At 71.2% G+C, this 17,996-nt stretch carries 16 protein-coding genes; 5 read left to right on the forward strand and 11 right to left on the reverse strand.

Features of this window, described 5'->3' with window-relative positions; all coding sequences use genetic code 11:
* Positions 1-45 precede the first annotated feature (45 nt).
* Both AC3A46_RS05150 and AC3A46_RS05155 read left to right on the forward strand, forming a co-directional pair.
* On the forward strand, positions 46-633 hold the full coding sequence (locus AC3A46_RS05150; protein WP_487664123.1) for a GNAT family N-acetyltransferase: 588 nt from the start codon (positions 46-48) through the stop codon (positions 631-633).
* 115 nt (positions 634-748) lie between these two features.
* Positions 749-2,671: an adenylyl cyclase gene (locus tag AC3A46_RS05155; protein ID WP_487664124.1), complete on the forward strand. Its 1,923-nt coding sequence runs from the start codon at positions 749-751 to the stop codon at positions 2,669-2,671.
* A gap of 74 nt (positions 2,672-2,745) precedes the next feature.
* Here AC3A46_RS05155 and AC3A46_RS05160 read toward each other — a convergent pair whose 3' ends face one another.
* The gene (locus AC3A46_RS05160) at positions 2,746-3,738 is read right to left on the reverse strand and encodes an aldo/keto reductase (RefSeq protein WP_487664125.1); all 993 of its coding nucleotides are present in this window, start codon (positions 3,736-3,738) and stop codon (positions 2,746-2,748) included.
* A 214-nt stretch (positions 3,739-3,952) separates the two neighbouring features.
* Between AC3A46_RS05160 and AC3A46_RS05165 the strand changes: the two genes are divergently transcribed.
* Positions 3,953-5,041: an FUSC family protein gene (locus AC3A46_RS05165; protein ID WP_487664126.1), complete on the forward strand. Its 1,089-nt coding sequence runs from the start codon at positions 3,953-3,955 to the stop codon at positions 5,039-5,041.
* 32 nt (positions 5,042-5,073) lie between these two features.
* Here AC3A46_RS05165 and AC3A46_RS05170 read toward each other — a convergent pair whose 3' ends face one another.
* Both AC3A46_RS05170 and AC3A46_RS05175 read right to left on the reverse strand, forming a co-directional pair.
* Positions 5,074-6,045, reverse strand: coding sequence for a L,D-transpeptidase (locus tag AC3A46_RS05170; protein ID WP_487664127.1), 972 nt, complete (start codon positions 6,043-6,045; stop codon positions 5,074-5,076).
* A gap of 100 nt (positions 6,046-6,145) precedes the next feature.
* Positions 6,146-7,636, reverse strand: a complete 1,491-nt coding sequence (locus AC3A46_RS05175) for a PLL family lectin (RefSeq protein ID WP_487664128.1) — start codon at positions 7,634-7,636, stop codon at positions 6,146-6,148.
* 96 nt (positions 7,637-7,732) lie between these two features.
* Here AC3A46_RS05175 and AC3A46_RS05180 point away from each other — a divergent pair, with 96 nt between their 5' ends.
* A complete protein-coding gene (locus tag AC3A46_RS05180; RefSeq protein ID WP_487664129.1) occupies positions 7,733-8,476 on the forward strand; it encodes an NADPH-dependent F420 reductase in 744 nt (247 codons plus the stop codon).
* A gap of 127 nt (positions 8,477-8,603) precedes the next feature.
* On the opposite strand, the gene AC3A46_RS05185 is transcribed toward AC3A46_RS05180, so the two are convergent.
* The 7 genes from AC3A46_RS05185 to AC3A46_RS05215 all read right to left on the reverse strand — a co-directional run bounded on the left by AC3A46_RS05185 (position 8,604) and on the right by AC3A46_RS05215 (position 15,869).
* The gene (locus AC3A46_RS05185) at positions 8,604-9,005 is read right to left on the reverse strand and encodes a DUF2809 domain-containing protein (RefSeq protein ID WP_487664130.1); all 402 of its coding nucleotides are present in this window, start codon (positions 9,003-9,005) and stop codon (positions 8,604-8,606) included.
* Positions 9,002-9,571 (reverse strand): mismatch-specific DNA-glycosylase, encoded by a 570-nt coding sequence (locus AC3A46_RS05190; RefSeq protein ID WP_487664131.1) that lies wholly within the window; start codon positions 9,569-9,571, stop codon positions 9,002-9,004. The genes AC3A46_RS05185 and AC3A46_RS05190 overlap by 4 nt, the downstream gene beginning before the upstream one ends.
* Positions 9,572-9,616: 45 nt before the next feature.
* Positions 9,617-10,105, reverse strand: a complete 489-nt coding sequence (locus AC3A46_RS05195) for a hypothetical protein (RefSeq protein ID WP_487664132.1) — start codon at positions 10,103-10,105, stop codon at positions 9,617-9,619.
* 89 nt (positions 10,106-10,194) lie between these two features.
* Complete coding sequence (gene speB, locus AC3A46_RS05200; RefSeq protein WP_487664133.1) at positions 10,195-11,160, reverse strand: agmatinase; 966 nt, start codon at positions 11,158-11,160, stop codon at positions 10,195-10,197.
* The gene (locus AC3A46_RS05205; protein WP_487664134.1) at positions 11,157-12,821 is read right to left on the reverse strand and encodes a thiamine pyrophosphate-binding protein; all 1,665 of its coding nucleotides are present in this window, start codon (positions 12,819-12,821) and stop codon (positions 11,157-11,159) included. The genes speB and AC3A46_RS05205 overlap by 4 nt, the downstream gene beginning before the upstream one ends.
* Positions 12,818-14,506 (reverse strand): amidohydrolase, encoded by a 1,689-nt coding sequence (locus AC3A46_RS05210; RefSeq protein WP_487664135.1) that lies wholly within the window; start codon positions 14,504-14,506, stop codon positions 12,818-12,820. Before AC3A46_RS05210 ends, AC3A46_RS05205 begins: the two co-directional genes overlap by 4 nt.
* 40 nt (positions 14,507-14,546) lie before the next feature.
* Complete coding sequence (locus tag AC3A46_RS05215; protein ID WP_487664136.1) at positions 14,547-15,869, reverse strand: MFS transporter; 1,323 nt, start codon at positions 15,867-15,869, stop codon at positions 14,547-14,549.
* A 219-nt stretch (positions 15,870-16,088) separates the two neighbouring features.
* Here AC3A46_RS05215 and AC3A46_RS05220 point away from each other — a divergent pair, with 219 nt between their 5' ends.
* On the forward strand, positions 16,089-17,015 hold the full coding sequence (locus AC3A46_RS05220; protein ID WP_487664137.1) for an Lrp/AsnC family transcriptional regulator: 927 nt from the start codon (positions 16,089-16,091) through the stop codon (positions 17,013-17,015).
* A gap of 252 nt (positions 17,016-17,267) precedes the next feature.
* Here AC3A46_RS05220 and AC3A46_RS05225 read toward each other — a convergent pair whose 3' ends face one another.
* Complete coding sequence (locus tag AC3A46_RS05225; protein WP_487664138.1) at positions 17,268-17,975, reverse strand: lipoate--protein ligase family protein; 708 nt, start codon at positions 17,973-17,975, stop codon at positions 17,268-17,270.
* Positions 17,976-17,996 lie beyond the last annotated feature (21 nt).

Genomic DNA, 17,996 nt, shown 5'->3' on the forward strand with positions numbered 1-17,996 from the left:
ACACGATACTCCCGGCGTGTCGGCCGACGGCGATACCCTGCCCACATGAACGGACTGCGCTTCGTTCCGGCGAACGAGGCCTCGTGGGACGACCTGCAGGCCATCCTCACGGGCGCCGCGGGGCGGTGCCAATGCCAGCGTCAGCGGCTCGGCGACCACGACTGGTGGTACATGCCGGAACAGGAACGCGGCGCGATCCTCCGCGCCGAGACGCACTGCGACGACCCGCGCGCGACCGAGACGATCGGCATCGTCGCCTACGAAGGCGACGAGCCCGTGGCATGGTGCGCGGTCGACCGGCGAGGAGTCTTCGGGCGGGTCCGCGGCTCGCCCGTACCGTGGCAGGGGCGGGACGAAGACCCCGACGACGAGTCGGTCTGGGCGATCGCGTGCGTCGTCGTGCGCAGGGGCCACCGAGGCGAAGGGCTGACCTATCCGCTCATCGCGGCCGCGGCCGAGCACGCCCGCGCACGCGGCGCGTCGGCGGTCGAGGGGTATCCGATGCTGACCGGCGGGAAGAAGGTCATCTGGGACGAACTCAGTGTCGGGCCGGTCGGGCCGTTCCTGGCTGCGGGGTTCCGCGAGGTCACGCATCCCACGAAGCGACGCGTCGTGATGCGCCTCGACTTCTGAAACGACTCAGCAAGCGCTCGCCCAAAACTGCCTCTTGAGACCGCTCCCACGGTTGGTTACAGTCCGGTAAGTAATCGGCATTTCGCCGGCTCTACCTCAACGGAGAGGACTCCCCATGCCCGCCCCCGTTTCACATCTCGCGGCGCCGAACGCACGATCGGGCCGACGTGCCCGCGCCGTGCGCATCGGCGCCGTGGTGACCGGCACCGCACTCGTCGCGAGCGCCCTGGTCGTCACCCCGGCCGTCGCGGCGCCGCCGCGCGCGGTCGACCCGTACAACCCGGACTTCGGCCCGAACGTCACGATCTACTCCCCCGACACTTCCGTCGACGAGATCCAGGCCGACCTCGACGCGCTGCACGCGCAGCAGGTCGATGCCGAGATGAGCACCGACCGCCAGGCGGTGTACTTCCTGCCCGGCCAGTACGGCTCGACCGCCGACCCGCTCCAGGTGAAGGTCGGCTACTACACCGAGGTCGCCGGGCTCGGCGCGTCGCCCGAGGACGTCACCGTCCACGGCGCCGTCGAGGTGTACAACCGCTGCCTCGCCGACGGCGGCACGGGCAACTGCCTCGCGCTCGTCAACTTCTGGCGCACGATCTCGAACCTGTCGATCGACATCGACAAGGCCGGTCAGGACGGATGCCGCGCCAGCGCCGAGTTCTGGGCGGTGTCGCAGGCCGTCTCGATGCGGCGCCTCGACATCTCGGGCGGGAACCTCTCGCTCATGGACTACTGCACCGCGGGCCCGCAGTACGCCAGCGGCGGCTTCATCGCCGACTCGCGTCTGCCGTTCGTGATCAACGGCTCGCAGCAGCAGTGGCTGATCCGCAACAGCGAGGTCGCCGGCTGGTCGAACGCCGTCTGGAACCAGGTGTTCTCGGGCGTCGTCGGAGCCCCCGACGACTCGGCCTTCCCCGACCCGCCGTACACGACGATCGACGAGACTCCCGTCAGCCGCGAGAAGCCGTACCTGTATGTCGACGACGAGGGCCGCTACAACGTGCGCGTGCCCGCGGCACAGCGCGACACGAGCGGGATCAGCTGGGGCGCGGGTGAGACCGCGGGGCGCAGCATCCCGATCACCGACTTCTACATCGCGACCCCGTCGGACTCGGTGAAGGACATCAACAACGCGCTCGCGCGCGGGCAGCACCTGATCCTCACGCCGGGCATCTACGACGTCGCACAGTCGATCGAGGTGAAGCGCGCGAACACCGTCGTGCTCGGCCTCGGCCACGCGACGCTCACCGCGGTGAACGGCGCGGTGCCGCTCGAGGTCAAGGACGCCGACGGCATCGTCGTCGCGGGCGTCACCATCGACGCGGGCACCGAGCTCTCGCCGGTGCTGCTGCGCGTCGGCAACCCGAACGGCGGCAAGAAGCTCGATGCGCAGAACCCGATCACCCTGAGCGACGTGTACTTCCGCGTCGGCGGCCCGCACGTGGGCAAGACCACCACCGCGCTCGAGGTCAACGCCGACGACGTGCTCATCGACCACACCTGGGTGTGGCGCGGCGACCACGGCGTCGAGGGCTTCGACCCGAACAACGGCGTGAACGGCGACACCCAGCGCTGGAACACCAACACCGGCACCAACGGCGTCATCGTCAACGGTGACGACGTGACCGCGACGGGTCTGTTCGTCGAGCACTTCCAGACGTACAACACGCTCTGGAACGGCGAGAACGGCCGGGTCATCCTGTACCAGAACGAGCTGCCCTACGACCCGCCCACGCAGGCCGACTGGACGCAGCCGGACGGCACGTTCGGCTACCCCGGCTACAAGGTGGCCGACCACGTCCAGAACCACGAGCTCGACGGCGCGGGCGTGTACGTGTTCAACCAGAACAACCCGTCGATCCTCACGGCGAACGGGTTCGAGGTGCCTGAGACGCCCGGCGTGACGCTGCACCACATCATGACGGTGAACCTGTCGGCCGGCACGGTCCAGCACGTCGTGAACGGCGTGGGCGGCCAGGCCGACGCCACCAACACGGGAACCCCGCAGTTCGTGGTGGACTACCCCACCCCGTAAAGACCCCTGGAGACGGATGCCTCGGCCCGGCGCGCTGCGCGGGGCCGAGGCATCCGTGATTCAGAGCCGGCGGGTCACCAGTGCGGGTGGATCGCCGCGCGGAGGTCGCGGTCGTACACGTCGTGCACGGCCCGGTCGAACGAGGCGAGGTCGAAGCCACCCTCGAGGAGGGCGGCCGCGGCGGCGTTGGACTCGGCCTGCCGCACGTTGCGCGCGCCGGGGATGACGCTCGTGACGCCCGGGCGCGACGCGATCCACGCGAGGGTCGCGGCGGGCAGCGACACCCCGTCGGGCAGGGCGGCGGCGAGCTCGGCGGCTGCCGCGACGCCCGTCTCGAAGTCGACGCCCGAGAACGTCTCGCCACGGTCGAACGCCTCGCCGTGACGGTTGTACGTGCGGTGATCGTCGGAGGCGAACGTCGTGGTCGCGGTGTACCTGCCCGACAGCAGGCCCGATGCGAGCGGCACGCGCGCGAAGATCGCGACGCCGGCGGCCTCGGCGGCCGGGAGCACCTCGTCGAGCGGCTTGAGGCGGAACGGGTTGAAGATGATCTGCACGTTCGTCACGTTCGGGCGGGCGATCGCCGCAAGCGCCTGCGCCGTCGTCTCGACCGAGACGCCGTACGCCGCGATCGCACCGCCGGCGACGAGCGCGTCGAGGGCATCGAACGTGGCGTCGTCCTCGATGACCGCGGTCGGCGGGCAGTGCAGCTGCACCAGGTCGAGCGTGTCGACGCCGAGGTTCGCGCGGGAGCGGTCCGTCCACGCGCGGAAGTTCTCGGGCGAGTAGTTCTCGGGCTCCTGCGCGAGGCGCCGGCCCATCTTCGTCGCGACCGTGATGCCGTAGCCGGGCCGGGCGGCGAGGAACCGGCCGATGATCGACTCGCTCCGCCCGTCGCCGTAGACATCGGCGGTGTCGAAGAGGGTGACGCCTTCGTCGACGGATGCCGCGAGCACCGCGGTCGCGTCCTCCTCGGTGACCGCCCCCCAGTCGGCACCGAGCTGCCAGGTGCCGAGGCCGATCGCCGAGACCGAGCGTCCGGTGCGGCCGAGTGCGCGCTGCTGCATGAGGTTCCTCCGGGGTGAGGGCGGGGTCGGATTCCAGCATCCCACCATGGCTCGCGAAGAGGGCGACGCACGCGATATCCGCGTGGGCGGATGGCGGGGACGCGGAGAGGCGGATGGTGCACGGATGCCGTAACCCGGGGAATCTCCGGGCGCAAGGCGGATGGCGCGGCACCGGGCGAGGTCTATGGTGGCTGGCGGACGGAGGGAGGTGCCGATGCGCTCGGAGGAGGCACCGCGGCTGCGGCGCGCCGTCTCGTACACCGCGCGCCTCGCCCAGCAGCCGAGGCTGCTGCTGGCGATCAAGACATCTCTCGCGGCTGTGCTGGCGTGGTACCTCGCGCCGCTCATTCCGCTGCTCGACGACCAGTACTCGTACTACGCTCCGCTCGGCGCGCTCGTCACCATGTACCCGACGATCGCCCGCTCAGCACGGGTGGGCTTCCAGGTGCTGATCGGCCTCGCCGTGGGCATCGGGCTGGGGCTCTCGGGCGTCGTCGCGCTGCGTCTCGGCGTGCCGGGCGGCGTGGTGCTTGGCACCGTGATCGGTGTCGGAGTGCTGCTGGGCGGAATCCGACTGCTCGGCGACGGTGGAGACTGGGCCCCACTGGCCGCGCTGTTCGTGCTCCTCATCGGGGGCGCCACCGATCCCGAGGAGTTCTCGATCTCGTACCTCGGAACGACCGCATTCGGGGTGATCGTCGGTATCGCGGTCAACCTCGTCGTCGTGCCGCCGCTCTACCTGCGCAGGGCAGGCGAACGGCTCTCGGCGCTGCGCGACACCGTCACCCGCGTGCTGGACGACGCGGCGGACGCCGTGGCCGAGGATCGCATTCGCGCCGACCGGTTCGAGTCGGCGCTGCGCACCCTCGCCGAGACACGCGAGACCGTCACGGCGGAGGTCGACGAAGCGGAGGAGAGCGCTCGGGGCAATCCGCGCCACCGCCGCCACCGGGGCGAACGCGAGGAGAATTCGCGCCGCATGAGGGCGCTCGACCGTACGGCCTTCCTCACGCAAGAGCTCATCGATCTCCTGCTCGAGCTGCAGGTCGCCGACGATGCGTCGCTCGCAGCGGAGGTGCGCGAGGAGCTCGCCGGCGCGATCCGGAGCACGGCCGACCTCGTGGCGACGCCGCTCGGCGATGCGGACGCGCAGGCCCGGCTCCGCGAGGCGAGCGAAGCCCTGGCGGGCTACCAGCGCGCGCTCGGCACGCCCCGGCCGGGGACGCGCGCCGAGATCGCGACCGGCGCCGCGCTCGAGCTGTGCCTGCGGCGCATCATCGACGTGTCCCGCTCCTTCGTGTGACGCGGGCCCGTCGCCGCGCCGCGGCGGGCGGGTCACGGATTGACGATGACGGGGGTTCCGAGCGGGAGCTCGGAGAGCTTCGTGATCGCGGTCGGGTCGACGCGGAGGCATCCGTTCGAAATCGGTCCGGAGCGGTCGTCGTGGTAGTGGAAGGCCGTGACCGCGACATCCGCGCCGCCGAAGCCGTCGAGGGTCGGCGACTGCACCGACAGGTACACGATGGGGTGACCGCGCGTGTACGCGTACTCGGGCACCACGCGGGTCGTCATGATGAACGCGCGCCCGAGCGGGGTCGGCGTGCGGTCGGTGCCCCACGCGAAGTCCGACGCGATGCGCTCGGGCACGTCGGCGCGGACGATGTCGATCGTGCGGGCCGAGATGCTCACGACAACGCTCGTGTCGGTCGGGGCGAGGTCGACGTCGGTTTTGCGCATCCACCCGGTGGTCTGGGCCGGGTTGCCCTGCGAAGGGACGGCCTGGCGCCCGGTGAGCAGGACCTTGACCCAGTTCTCCTGCTCCTCGACCACGGGGACCGAGGTGCCGTCGTACGGGAACTCGTGCGGGAGGTAGGCGACCGGCTCGGCGGTGGGATCGGCCCAGACCGGGGCGCCGATGCCCTTGGCGACCGCGTGCGCGGGCAGCGGGGCGGTGAACGCGGCGTCGTCGACCGGCAGCGCCGGGATGACGGCGAAGACGTTGATCTGCGGCAGGGTCGACACGTCGTACGACGCGGTGTTCGCGGCGAACCCCGTGGGGGTGGGCGTCGGGGTCGGAGTCGGCGTGGGTGTGGACGTGCGGGTCGGGGTGGGTGTCGAGGTGGCGGTCGGGGTCGGTGCAGGCGCGGCCTCCGTGGCGGGCGGACGCAGAAGCCAGGCGACGGTCAGGGCGCCGGCGAGGATCGCTGCGGCGAGCGCGACGATCACCCAGACGTCGACTCGGCGCTTCGGCGGCGCGGCGGTGTCCGGCTCGACCGCTGCCGGGCCGTCGGTCTCGGCATCCCCCATTCCCCCATGGTCGGTCGCGGGGGCGGATGCCGCAACCTGAGGCCGACACACGGATGCCTCGTCCCGGCGGTCTGCGCCGGGACGAGGCATCCGCGATCCGTCAGGACCAGCCGTTGTCGAACCAGCTGTGCCACAGGGCGCCGTCGTTGCCGCGGCCCACGATGTCGAGCCGGCGCGGACCCCACGAGGAGATGTCGAGCGACGATGTGAAGCCGCCACCGAGGGTCTCCCAGCCGCTCCAGCCGCCGTCGAACCACTTGTGCCAGCAGGCGTTGTCGGTGCCGCGCACGACGACGTCGAGGCGTCCGGGGCCCCACGCGGCGACACCAGGCGACGACGTCAGCACGCCGCCGAGCGACTCCCAGCCGCTCCAGCCGCCGTCGAACCACTTGTGCCAGAGCGCGTTGTCGGTGCCGCGGACGAACACGTCGAGGCGGCCCGACCCCCAGGACGCGACCGCGGGGTCGGACGTGAGCCCCCCGCCGAGCGACTCCCAGTCGTGCCAGCCGCCGTCGAACCACTTGTGCCAGAGCGCGTTGTCGGTGCCGCGCACGAACACGTCGACGCGTCCGGGACCCCAGGAGGCGGCCGCCGGGCCCGAGCTCAGCCCGCCGCCCAGCGACTCCCAGTCGTGCCAGCCGCCGTCGAACCACTTGTGCCACAGCGCATTGTCGGTGCCGCGGGCGAAGACGTCGAGCCGGCGCGTTCCCCACGACGACACCGCCGGGTCGGCGGTGATGATGCCGCCCAGCGACTCCCAGTCGTGCCAGCCGCCGTCGAACCACTTGTGCCAGACCGCGTTGTCGGTGCCCGCCGCGAACACGTCGAGTCTGCCGGGGCCCCAAGAAGCCGCCGCCGGGCCGGTGTTCAGCCCGCCGCCCAGAGACTCCCAGCCCACACCCGTCGGCGCCTGCGAGAGGTTCCCCGTCAGCCGGTACTTGACGCCGCTCGGCGTGTACGTGAGGTTGACCGGCGCCGGCGCGACCACCGGGATCGGCAGGCCCATCGACGTGTCGACGGCCGCGAAGATGAGCGGCGTCATCCCGATGAGGTCATCGGGATCGCCCCACGACCGCAGGAAGAGCCCGATCTTGCCGAGCGTGTCGGGCTCGATCGCGGCGCGGATCTTCGCGACGGCCGCATCGATGTCGGGTTTCGGATCGGTGAGCGACAGCTTGCCGCCCTCGACGAGGCTCTTCAGCTGCGTGCGCACCGCGTTCACGAGGTCGTTGATGAGCCCGCGCACCGCCGAGAACGGCGTCGCGTCAGACTCGAACACGAGCACGAGCGCACCCAGCAGCTCGGGGAACTGCCCCGACTTCACCTGCTCCGCGGTCGGACGCGTGACATTGTCGAAGCGCACAGCGCCCTGGTTGGCGGGAACGGCCTTCGACTGGCCCGAATCGATCCCGTTCGCCCAGTCGTCGTTGAGCACGCCGCTCCAGAACACGCTCGTCGATCCCGGCGTGAGGAATTTCGACCGGAAGCCGACCATCACGATGTACGGCTCGTCTCCGTCCGACCAGAAGTCGTCCTCGTCCGCGTTGTCGACGAACAGCCGCTCCAGACGTATCGTCCATGACTCGGCCATACCTGCCTCCGTTCACCGGGACCGCCCGGCGGGCGGATCTTCACCGGTGAGGAGCGGAACCGACTCGCGGGTGATACGGCGGCTAGCCTGATTCGCGTGGGCGAGCTGACGCGGACGGGAATCACGGATGCTGCCGCGCCGCCCCGCATCCGGACGCTCGGCATCATCGGTGCCGGGCGCGTGGGGCAGGTGCTCGCCCGCCTCGCGATCGCCGCCGGTTACCGCGTGCTCGTGGCCGGGTCGGGCGACCCGGCGCGGATCGCCGGGACGATCAAGGCTGCGGCTCCCGGCGCGGTCGCGGTCGAGGCATCCGTCGTCGCACGCGACGCCGATGCGATCGTGCTCGCACTGCCGCTCCCCCAGCACCACACGCTGCCCGCCGACGCTCTGCGGGGGAAACTCGTGATCGACGCGATGAACTACTGGTGGGAGGTCGATGGGCTGCGGGCCGACTTCGGCGACCTGCGCACCACGACGAGCGAGACGGTGCAGCGGTTCCTGCCCGAGGCCCGGGTCGTGAAGGCGTTCAACCACATGGGCTACCGCGACCTCGACGAGGAGGCGCGCCCCGTCGGGTCTTCGGATCGGAAGGCGATCGCGGTGGCCGGGGACGCTCCAGCGGATGTCGAGGTCGTGATGCGGCTCGTCGACGACCTCGGCTTCGACCCGGTGCTCGCGGGACCGCTCGCGGCCGGGATCATGCTCGAGCCGGGCGCAGAGGCCTTCGGCGCCGACGTCGACGCCGCCGAGCTCCGCGCCATGCTCGACCGCTTCCCGACGTCGCAGCGCGGGATCGTGGTGGCCCGCGCCCGCGCCCGCGCCCGCGCCGACGGAGGGTGAGCCCCGGCCCGCGCGACGGAGGGTGAGCCCCGGCTTCCGCCCTTCTCCCACAGGTCAACCGGGGTTCTACAGGAGAAGCGCGCGGCAATCGGTCCTGTAGAGGCCCGGTTGACCTGTTGAGGCGGGGTCAGCTGCCGGGAGCCTCGACCGCACGCCGGACTCTGCGGATCCCGGCATCGACGGCGGTCGCGAGAACGATCGTCGCGACGTAGACCAGGAGGTCGCGAGCGTCGAACACCGTTCCCAGCACCAGCATCACGGGGGCGAACTGCGCGCCCCAGGCGAGCGGGAGTCCCGTGAGCTGGAACAGCTCGACCGCCACGCACCAGGCGGCGGCGATCGCGCCCGTGGCGAGGGCGGGAAGGCGCGGCGCGATGAGCACCACCGCCAGGTACGCCGCGACCGCGTAGAGCGCGTCGCCGGCGATGTCGGTCGCCGGCGTATCGGGCAGCACGCCGTGCACGAGCAGCCCGGCAGCGATCGTGGCGGCGAGAAGCAGCGCGGCGACGAGCCGACGAGTGCGGGTCACGAGATCACGCCGGCGGCTCGGGCGGGCTCCGCATACGCCTCGGCGAGCGTCGCCACCGTCATGTGGGCGTTGAGGCCGCTCGGATTGGGCACCACCCACAGCGCGGCACCGCCGAGATCGTCCGGTTGCCGCCCCGCCACCGACCGCGGCCGCGCGAAGCCCTGCCGGTAGGCGGTGAGCCCGAGGATCGCGACCACCGCCGGCTTCCACCCGGCGACATCGCGGGCCAGCCGCTCCGCACCCTCGCTCAGCTCCGTCCGCGAGAGCTCGTCCGCCCGCGCGGTGGCGCGGCGCACGATGCTCGAGATGCCGATGCCCGCGTCGAGCAGCATTCGGCGGTCTTCCTCGGCCATGCCGTCGTCATCGATGCGCGGCATCCGTTCGATGATGCCCGCCGCGACGAGGGCCGGATAGAAGCGATTGCCCGGATACGCGAACGGCACGCCGGTGGCGGCCGTCCAGAGGCCGGGGTTGATGCCCACGAACACCAGCTTCGGGTGCGTGGGCATGAGATCCGGGATGCTGCGCCCGCGGTACGTCTGCAGTTCGGCGCGCGTGAAACCCATGCGTCCAGTCTCACGCACCCGCGGGCGCAGCCCGGCAACGAGGCGTCAGGTGCGCGCCTGACCCGCGGGCTCGAGGGTGAAGTCGTTCGAGGCCGACCCGTCGGGGCGCGTGCTCTCCTGGAACACGAACTCCAGCCCGCGCTCGTCGAACGCGCGGAACCAGTCGTCCCATGAGACCTCCTTGAGGGCTTCGAGGTCGTTGCCGAAGTCGAAGTCGAGGCGGAGTTCGCCGACGCGGCCGTCGTGCTCGGTGCCTTCGACGGTCGCCGGGGTCGCGTGGCGGTCCTCCGCCCACTGGCGGATCACGTCGTGGTCGGTCGTCGCGCTGTGCTCGACGGGTGCGTCGTGCTCCACCGCGTCGTGTGAAACGGGCGCGCCGGCATCCGGCACGACGTTCTGCGGGGCGTCGGCCCGGGTGCCGGCGCCGGGGTTCGCCGCCTCGCGCTCGCGCTGCTCGCGGCGCGTGGCCGCGACCGGCTCCTGGGCGCCGGCGTTCTGCTCCGGGGTGTCCATGTGGTCTGCGTGGTCGCTCATGACCGTCCTCCTTCTGGGGTCCTTCCAGCCTGCGGCGGGCAGAACGCCCTGTGGAGGGGCTTGTCACCGGACAGGGTGCACGCTAGGACTCAGCTGCGCGCGGCCTCGATCTGGGCTGCCATGAGCGTGACGAGCTCGTAGAGGACGTGGCTCGCCGCGATGCCGGTGAGCTGTGCGTGGTCGTACGCGGGCGACACCTCGACCACGTCAGCGCCCACGACGTTCAGGTCGCTCAGGGCGCGCAGCATCCGGAGCAGCTCCCTGCTCGTCATGCCGCCGGCCTCGGGGGTTCCGGTGCCGGGTGCGTGGGCGGGGTCGAGCACATCGATGTCGATCGAGATGTACAGCGGCTTGTCGCCCACGCGGGCGCGCACGCGCTCGATCGCCGCCTCGATGCCGCGCTCCTCGATGTCGACGCTCGACACGATGGAGAAGCCGAGGCGCTCGTCGTCGTCGAGATCCTGCTTCGAGTAGAGCGGTCCGCGCGTGCCGACGTGGCAGCTCGCGGTGAGGTCGATGAGACCCTCTTCGCTCGCGCGGCGGAACGGGGTGCCGTGCGTGATGGGGGCGCCGAAGTAGGTGTCCCACGTGTCGAGGTGCGCGTCGAAATGCAGCACCGCGACGGGCCCGTGCTTCTTGTTCACGGCGCGCAGCAGCGGGAGGGCGATCGTGTGGTCGCCGCCCACGGTGACGATGCGGTCGACGCGCTCGCCGAGCGCCGTGGCCGCGGTCTCGATGTCGGCGACGGCCTCGCCGATGTCGAACGGGTTCGCCGGGATGTCGCCGGCGTCGACGACCTGCGCGGCCGCGAACGGCGACACGTCCTGCGCGGGGTTGTACGGGCGCAGCAGCCGCGACGACTCGCGCACATGCGAAGGGCCGAACCGCGCGCCGGGACGGTAGCTGACGCCGGTGTCGAACGGGATTCCGACGATCGCGAGGTCGGCGCGCGGCACCTCCTCGATGCGCGGCAGGCGCGCGAAGGTGGCGATCCCCGCGTAGCGAGGGTAGACGGACGCGTCGACGGGTCCGACGGGCTCGTGGTGTTCGGTCATGACTCACCTCTCGGGGTGGAAGATTCGGTCGACGGATGCTGCGCCCCGGCGTCCTGCGGGATGTGGACGAGCTGTACGCCGCCGGCGGCGATCGCCTGGGTGATGGCGGGCGCGATGTCATCGGGGCTCGACGCGCGCCGGCCGGTCGCGCCGAAGGCGTTCGCGAGGGCGACCCAGTCGGGCTGGACGAGATCCACGCCGACGGGACGGATGCCGCGATCCACCTCGTTCTGCTTGATCTCGGCGTACCCGCCGTTGTCGACGCACACGACGGTGAGGTCGAGGCGCTGCTCGACCGCGGTCACGAGCTCGTTGACGCAGAACATCAGCGCGCCGTCGCCGACCACGGCGACGACGGGCCGGCCGCCCTCGGCGGGCTGGGCGACCCGTGCGCCGATCGCGGCGGGAAGGCCGTAGCCGAGCGTCGCGTAGGTCGGCGTGTAGAGCAGCGAGTGCGGGCACGACTGGCGCAGGACGTTGGCGAGCGCCATGTACACGATCTGCGACGAGTCGCCGGCGACGATCGCGTCGCGCGGGAGGGCTGCGGCGATCGCCTCGGCGAGCGCGACGGTCTCCGGGAGGATCGCAGCGGTCTCGGCGGCGATCGCCTCCCGTTCGGCGGTCACGTCACGGGGAGCGCGAGGCGCGTCGGGAAGCGCCGCGAGGAGCTCCTCCACCACGGCGGTGCAGTCCCCCACGATGCCGACGGACGCGTCGAGGTTCTTGTGCAGCTGCGCGGCCGAGATGTCGACACGGATCACCGCGCCGCGCGCCTCGAGCCGCGGGGCCCACAGCTCCGCCTCGCCGAGCTTCGAGCCGAGCACGAGGAGCACGTCCGCGTCCTCGGCGACCCGCCGCGCGGCCTCGAGCCGCAGGTTCGAGCCCAGCGACAGCGGGTGGTGCTCGTCGACGGTGGCTTTGCCGTTGAGGGTCGTGACGACCGGCGCGCCGAGCCGCTCGGCGAGCGCCGTGATCGCCCGGCCGGCGCGCGTGGCGCCGCCGCCGGCGACGATCGCCGGGCGCGCAGCATCCGTCAGCAGCTTCACGGCATCACGCACCGCACCCGCGTCACCGCGAACCGGCGCCGGAGCGGGACGAGCTTCGCGCGCGGCCGCCGGCACGTCGGCCGGCGCCTCGAGCACGTCCAGCGGGATCTCGATGTGCACCGGACGGGGGCGCCCGGTGCGGAACAGCGCGAACGCGTCGTGCACCGCGTCGACGGCATCCGTCGCGCTCGTCACGCGGCGCGACCACTCCGCGATCGCGCCGACCATCGCGGTCGCGTCCTTCGTCTCGTGGAGGGTGCCGACGTCGCGGAACTCGGCCCCGAGCGCGACGCCGGGTGAGATCACCAGCAGCGGTCGCGACTCGCAGAACGCCGTGCCGATCGCGCTCATCGCGTTCTGCAGACCCGGCCCCGAGGTGGTGATGACGACGCCGGGCAGCCCGGTCTGCTGCGCCCAGCCGTCGGCGCCGTAGCCCGAGCCCTGCTCGTGCCGATTGGTCACCGCGCGCAGGCCGAGGCCTTCGAGCGGGCGGTAGAGCTCGAGATTGTGGGTGCCCGGGATGCCGAACACGGCGGTCACCCCGTAGTTGCGCACGGTCTCGAGCACGGCGCGCCCAGTCGTGTCGGCGTACCGCGCCGCGGCGTCGGCGGTCACGTCAGCGCCTCGACACGAGCCATCGCGTACCGGCGCTCTCCGCCGACCCAGGTCTCGAGCACCGGGATCTCGGAGATCTCGGTCGCGTCGACCGTCAGCGGGTCGGCTCCGAGCACCGCGAAGTCGGCGTACTTGCCGGCTTCGAGCGAGCCCAGGTCGTCTTCGCGGCCGAGCGAGACCGCGCCCTCGTACGTGTGGGCGCGCAGCGCCGCATCCGCCGACACCCGGAGGCTGTCGGGACCGAGCTTGTGGCCACGGCGCGTCACGCGGGTGACGGCGGTCTGGATCGCCTCGAGCGGGATGGGCTCGGCCACCGGCGCGTCGGACGAGATCGTGAACGGCACCCCCGCCGCCTCGAACTCGCCGAGCGGGTTGAACCGCTCCCCCGGCGTGCCGATCGCCTGCTCGACGCCCTCGCCCCAGTTGAAGTAGTGCTGAGTCTGGTTGACGGGACGGATGCCGGCTGCCGCCATGCGCCGGATCTGCTCCGGCGTCGGCAGCCCGCAGTGCTCGATGCGGTGGCGGGCATCGTCGTCGGGGTGCTCGGCCAGCGCCGCCTCGATCGCCGAGACGACCATCTCGATCGCCGTCGGCGACTGCGCGTGGGTCGCGGTCTGCAGCCCGGCCGCATGCGCCTTGCGGATGAGCGCGGTGTACTCGGCGGGCTCGTGGTACAGCTGGCCGGTGCGGCACGGGTCACCGACGTAGCCGTCGGGGAAGTACGCCGTCCACCCGCCGAGCGTGCCGTCGGCGTAAAGCTTGATGCCGGCGAAGCTCAGGTGCGCGTTGCCGAACTGGCCGACGAGGCCCATCTCGAGCGCGTCGTCGAGCAGGTGCGACAGCAGGTACATCGAGACCCTGAGCTCCAGGCGCCCGGCCTCGGCGAGCCGCAGGTACATGTCGAACTCGCGCCGCGACACCTGCGCGTCGCCGATCGTGGTGACTCCCCCGGCGAGGAAGCGCTGGGTCGCGACATCCAGCTGCCGAAGGTGCTCCTCCGGCTCGTCGGCGAGGTGGAAGTTCGGGCCGTGGTGGCCGATCTTCACCCCGTGCACTCCGGTGAGCATGTTGCATGCGGCATCCGAGATCTCGCCGGTGAGCTCGCCGTCGGCGTCGCGGAAGATCTCGCCGCCCTCGGGGTTGGGGGTATCGCGGTCGACGCCGTTCAGCGCGAACGTGTACGAGTTCACGACACCGCCGTGCCCCGACGCGTTCATGAGGTACACCTCGCGATCGGTCGCGACCTCGTCGAGCTCGAATCGGGACGGATGCCGCTGCTCGGCGAGGTTGCGATGCTCGTAGCCGTAGCCGCGCACCGGGCGACCCTCGGGAAGCTCGGCAGCCGCCGCCTTCAGCAGCGCCACGATCTCGGGGATGCTGCCCGCCTTCTCGGGTCCGCAGTCCACCCAGGTCATGAGCTGGCCGTACATGAGCGGGTGGGCGTGCGCGTCGACGAAGCCCGGCACGACGACGGCGTCGCCGAGGTCGACGACCTCGGGGTCCAGGCGGAGGGCGGCCGCAGCATCCCGGCACTGCTCTGTCGTGCCGATCGCGACGATGCGTCCGCGGTCGGTGAGCATCGCGGTGGCGGTGCTGCCCTGCGCGTCGACGGTGTGGATGGCGCCGGCGATCACCAGGCGCGGGGCCTGCTGCCCGGGGCGGTCGAAGGGGGCGAGCTTTCTCATGGTGTCCTCGGTTCGAGTTCGAGTGCGGACGGAGCCGTGCTCAGAGGGTGCGGGCAGCCGTGGTGTCGGTGCGCGGCGTGAACGAGTCCGTCACGGGCGCCTCGTCGGAGTGCTGCGGCGCGAGCCAGGTGCAGAGGCCGGCGAGCAGGGCCATTCCGATGAACATGAAGATGACCGACCAGACGCTGCCGGTCCACGCGATGAGCATGGTCGCGAACCAGGGCGAGAAGCCGGCCCAGATCGCCGCTCCGACGCCGTACGACAGGGCGATCGACGTGTAGCGCGCCTGCGGGCGGAACATCTGCGCGAGGATCGCGGCGATCGGCGCGTAGGTGGCGCTCATCGCGATGCGCACGAGGGAGGCCAGCAGGAAGATGACGGGCTCGACCTTGCCGGGGAGCACCAGCATGAACGGCACGAACGTCAGCACCGAGGTCACCAGGCCGATGTACATGATGTTCTTGCGGCCCCACTTGTCACCGAGCCAGGCGACGGGCAGCGTCACGACGAACTCGATGAACGAGGCGATGGTCATGGCGTCGAGGATGAGCTGCGGGCTCATGCTGATCGGCTCGCCGGTCGCGTACGAGGTCGCGAAGGTGGTGGCCAGGTAGTAGCCGCCGGTCGAGATGGGCAGCAGGCCGATGCCGAGCAGGATCGGCTTCCAGTTGACGCGCAGTGCGAACGCGAGCGGCATGGTCTGCTTGCGCCCCTCGATCTTCTGCTCGAACACCGGCGACTCCTCGACGCGGTACCGCACCCAGAAGCCGACGGCAACGAGCACGATCGAGAGCAGGAACGGGATGCGCCATCCGCCGTTCATGATGAAGTCCTCGCCGAAGCGCGACATGATCGCGAAGATGCCCGACGCCAGCAGCGCGCCGGCCGGGTTGCCCAGCTGCGTGAAGCCGCCGTAGAACGTCTTCTTGCCGGCCGGAGCGTGCTCGACGCTCATGAGCACGGCGCCGCCCCACTCGCCGCCGACCGCGAGGCCCTGCAGTGCACGCAGCAAGATGAGGAGGATCGGGGCCACGATGCCGATCGCCTCGTAGGTGGGGAGGCAGCCGACCAGCACCGTCGAGACGCCCATCAGGAGGAGCGTGATGACCAGCGACACGCGGCGGCCGAGCTTGTCGCCGATGTGACCGAAGATGATGCCGCCGAGCGGGCGCACGAGGAAGGCCACCGCGAACGTCGCGAAGGCGGCGGCGGTCTCGGCGAGCGGGTCGCCGCTCGGGAAGAAGAGAGGCCCGAACACGAGCGCGGCGGCCGTCGCGTAGACGTAGAAGTCGTACCACTCGATGGTGGTTCCCACGAACGCGGCGATGCCTGCGCGCCGCGCCCTGCTGGTGGTGGAAGTCATGACCGCTCCTTTGCGGATGTATCGGGGATGCGATGAAGGCTAAGGACGAACGGATGCCGCTGGCAAGGGCAGAACTCCAGCCATGGCTTGATTCTGCTGGCGTTCTGTTCGAACTTCTGCGCAGAACCATTTGTCACGTCCTGTGTTGAGGGCTCTAGACTCGGATTCTGTACGCGACGACGTGCGTTCCCCGGAAAATCGACGAATTGGACGATCGCGATGGATTTCGACGCCGAACTCATCCGCGAACTGCAGGTCGACGGGCGCGCGAGCATCCACACGCTGGCCGGTCGCCTCGGGCAGTCCCGCGCTGCCGTCTCGACCCGGCTCAACGCGATGCTCGCCGACGGCACCGTGCGGGTCGTCGCCGCGGTCGACCCGGTCTTCCTCGGGCAGCATGTGCTGGCGCACGTATCGATTCGCACGCAGGGCGGCGTCGAGCCCGTGGCGCAGCATCTGCGCGGACTCAGCGAAACGGTGCTCGTCTCCGCCGTCGGCGGCGCGTACGACCTCGTGACGGAGGTGCGACTCGGGTCGATGCCGGCGCTGCACGACCTGCTCGCCCAGATCCGGGCGCTGCCCGGCGTCGCCGACATCAACACGCTGATCTACACCGACGTGGTCAAGGGGTTCTTCGTCTCGGAGTACCACGGCGACGTCACCATCGACGCCATCGACACCGCGCTGATCGAGCAGCTGCAGCGCGACGGCCGCAAGAGCTATCGGGCGCTCGGCGAGGCCGTGCGGCTCTCCCCCTCGGCGGTGACGACACGCGTGCAGCGGCTCGTCGACGGCGGCGTCATCAAGATCAGCGCCGTCGAGGCGCGCGGGCTCGTGCATCGGCAGCTGTCGATGGGCGTCGGCCTGAACCTCGCGGGCACAGACGACCGCGTGACCGATGCGCTGCGCACGTGGCGCGGCGTGGACTTCGCCGCGCGCACCCTCGGCCGCTTCGACGTGGTGACGACGCTCGTCGAACCGTCCGCCGGCGCGCTGTACGCGAGCCTCGAGCGGATCCGCGAGATCCCCGGCGTCTCGGGCGTCGAGGCGTGGTTCCACCTCGCCGTGCTCAAGGAGGACTACGCCCGCACCCTCCGTCCCGCGGGCGGCGGCATCCCGCAGCCCCTCGGCTCGATCACCGGGTGAGCAGGGGCCGATGATCCCGGATGCTCGAGGCGTTTCGACTGCGGGCGCCAGAGCGCCCTCCGCTCAACGACCGGTGGTGATGGCACCCGGTCGCTGAGCGAGCGAGGAATGAGCGAGTCGAAGCAACGCGGTGGTTTGGCGAGACGAAGCAAGGAAGGGTGGCGTGGGTCTCCGGGCTGGCTTTTCCACCGGTCGTTGAGCGAGCGAGGAACGAGCGAGTCGAAACGCCCCGGACCCGCGAGCAACAGCGATTCACGCGGCGCCGGCGAGCGCGGTGATCAGGGCATCCTCGACCGTCGACCTCGGCATACGCGGGACCTCGGTGGCCAGGGTGCCGAAGGTCGCCGGGTCCCAGTCGAGCTCGAGGGCCGCGTTCACCGCGAGGAGCACATCGGTGAACCGATCGACCGCCCCCAGCGGCAGCATCCCGCTGAGCAGCCGTGCGCCCCGCACGGCGCGCTGGGAGGTGCCGATGAGCTTGGCCGCTCCTCGAGCGTTGATGCTGAACTCGCCGGGGCAGTACTCGCCCGGCACATCGCCGACGCGGGCGTCTACGCCGAGTCCGCGCAGGGCGGCGGTGAGCGCGTCGCCGATCTCGCGGAAGAACCGCGCCTGATCTATCGCTCCTTCGGCCTCGCGCGCGACCACGTCGAAAACGATGCAGCTCTCGTCGTACGCGACGGCGCGACCGCCGGTCGGGCGGATGGCCGGGGCGAAGCCGCGCTCGATCGCGGCGGTCCGCGCGACCTCGAATCCTGGCAGCCGGCTCTCGCGGCGGCTCATCGCGACGGTCGGCACCGGCGCGTAGACCCGCACCACCCGGTGCTGCGCGATCGTGCCGTCGGCGACGGCTCGCAGAAGCTCGACGGAACGCTCGAGGTCGGTCGCAGCATCCGCTCGCTCCTCCTGCCGGATGACGAGCGCCGGGCCGTTCGCGGGGAGCGGGTCGAGCGAGGTCATGCGCCCACACTCTCACGCGAG

The organism is Microbacterium sp. Soil_C_42 (genome assembly GCF_057656735.1).

Coding starts and splice junctions, on each gene's coding strand:
- AC3A46_RS05215 (WP_487664136.1), bottom strand. CDS start 15,869: ATGACTTCCACCACCAGCAGGGCGCGGCGCGCAGGCATCGCCGCGTTC.
- AC3A46_RS05175 (WP_487664128.1), bottom strand. CDS start 7,636: ATGGCCGAGTCATGGACGATACGTCTGGAGCGGCTGTTCGTCGACAAC.
- AC3A46_RS05210 (WP_487664135.1), bottom strand. CDS start 14,506: ATGAGAAAGCTCGCCCCCTTCGACCGCCCCGGGCAGCAGGCCCCGCGC.
- AC3A46_RS05155 (WP_487664124.1), top strand. CDS start 749: ATGCCCGCCCCCGTTTCACATCTCGCGGCGCCGAACGCACGATCGGGC.
- AC3A46_RS05190 (WP_487664131.1), bottom strand. CDS start 9,571: ATGGGTTTCACGCGCGCCGAACTGCAGACGTACCGCGGGCGCAGCATC.
- AC3A46_RS05150 (WP_487664123.1), top strand. CDS start 46: ATGAACGGACTGCGCTTCGTTCCGGCGAACGAGGCCTCGTGGGACGAC.
- AC3A46_RS05195 (WP_487664132.1), bottom strand. CDS start 10,105: ATGAGCGACCACGCAGACCACATGGACACCCCGGAGCAGAACGCCGGC.
- speB (WP_487664133.1), bottom strand. CDS start 11,160: ATGACCGAACACCACGAGCCCGTCGGACCCGTCGACGCGTCCGTCTAC.
- AC3A46_RS05225 (WP_487664138.1), bottom strand. CDS start 17,975: ATGACCTCGCTCGACCCGCTCCCCGCGAACGGCCCGGCGCTCGTCATC.
- AC3A46_RS05165 (WP_487664126.1), top strand. CDS start 3,953: ATGCGCTCGGAGGAGGCACCGCGGCTGCGGCGCGCCGTCTCGTACACC.
- AC3A46_RS05220 (WP_487664137.1), top strand. CDS start 16,089: ATGGATTTCGACGCCGAACTCATCCGCGAACTGCAGGTCGACGGGCGC.
- AC3A46_RS05170 (WP_487664127.1), bottom strand. CDS start 6,045: ATGGGGGATGCCGAGACCGACGGCCCGGCAGCGGTCGAGCCGGACACC.
- AC3A46_RS05160 (WP_487664125.1), bottom strand. CDS start 3,738: ATGCAGCAGCGCGCACTCGGCCGCACCGGACGCTCGGTCTCGGCGATC.